Consider the following 1,100-nt stretch of genomic DNA (forward strand, 5'->3'; position numbering starts at 1 on the left):
CATTAGCACTAACACCAACACTAGACCTAGAAGAACAGCAAGAGCAAAAGCATGTGCAGCCGGTGGCCGCACGCTGCCGCTTCGCTGACTTCTGGGCTGCTTACCCGAACAAGAAGGGCAAGCAGGAGGCTGAGAAGACCTGGAGGCGCCGGAAGCTGGATGCCCGCTGCGATGAGCTGATTGCCCATGTCCGGCTCATGGAAGCCAACGACGACGGCTGGCGGCGCGGCTACGTGCCGATGGGGTCGACCTACCTCAACCAAGCCCGGTGGGAGGACGTGCCGCAGGAATCGGCAAGGGCAGGGCCTCAAACGGTCCAGCTTGGGCGACAGATGCCCAAACAGGTTCAAGGGTTAATGGCATTGGAGGACTTCGGAAATGGCGGACTGGATCAAACGGGAAATTGCGGAGGGCCTCAAGAGGCTCATGTGCTTGGGCCTGGAACGGACTCCGGCAGCGGAGGTTATCCAGTTGACCGCCGCCGTCTGGTTGGAGGCCATCACTGAGGGCCGTGAGTTCGACCAGCAGCTGGATGCTCCGCGCTTCCGTCGCGCCTTCGCCGTGCTGTGTCGGGACTGCCGTCAGTGGCCGTTGCCGTCCTCGCTGCTGGAGGCTATGCCGCCCCGCGAGCAACTGGCAATCACGAAACAGCCGATCAAGGCCAACCCGGAGCGAGCCGAGCAGGCCGCGCGTGAGCTGGCAAGTGTCTTGGGGATCCATCGATGAGCAAAGCATCAACCGTCCGCCTCCTGCACGCCGAGCGCTGCAGCGTGGCCGAGATCGCCGCAGTCGTGGGCTGGAAGCTGTGCGACGTGCGCTGGTTCATCCGTACCTGGATTGGGGGTGAGAAGTGAGCAAGTTCTTCGTGGGGCAGAGGGTGCGGATTCTTTACTCAAATAACTAGCCGGAGCTGGCTGGCGGTGAAGGCAGAATTGTTCGGTTCTTAGCGCCTAGAGCCATAGATGACTTTAGAGGTGAGGTTGAAGTTTCCCCGGACGCTTGGGGTAGCTCATCAGCACCTCACCCCGGATTGCGTGACGGCGCTTGGTTCTTTCCCAGCACGTCCCAGCTTGAACCCATCCTCCCCGAAGGCTCAGCCC

At 61.5% G+C, this 1,100-nt stretch carries 2 protein-coding genes and 1 pseudogene; all 3 read left to right on the forward strand.

Annotated features, from left to right (window positions below):
- A pseudogene (locus ACFQ6N_RS41095) lies at positions 1-506 on the forward strand (hypothetical protein); the annotation flags it as partial.
- A complete protein-coding gene (locus tag ACFQ6N_RS41100) occupies positions 472-726 on the forward strand; it encodes a hypothetical protein (protein WP_380659235.1) in 255 nt (84 codons plus the stop codon). The pseudogene ACFQ6N_RS41095 and the gene ACFQ6N_RS41100, both read left to right, overlap by 35 nt.
- The gene (locus tag ACFQ6N_RS41105; protein WP_258012092.1) at positions 723-854 is read left to right on the forward strand and encodes a hypothetical protein; all 132 of its coding nucleotides are present in this window, start codon (positions 723-725) and stop codon (positions 852-854) included. Before ACFQ6N_RS41100 ends, ACFQ6N_RS41105 begins: the two co-directional genes overlap by 4 nt.
- Positions 855-1,100 lie beyond the last annotated feature (246 nt).

Source organism: Kitasatospora sp. NPDC056446, assembly GCF_042796115.1.
Taxonomy (GTDB): Bacteria; Actinomycetota; Actinomycetes; order Streptomycetales; family Streptomycetaceae; genus Kitasatospora.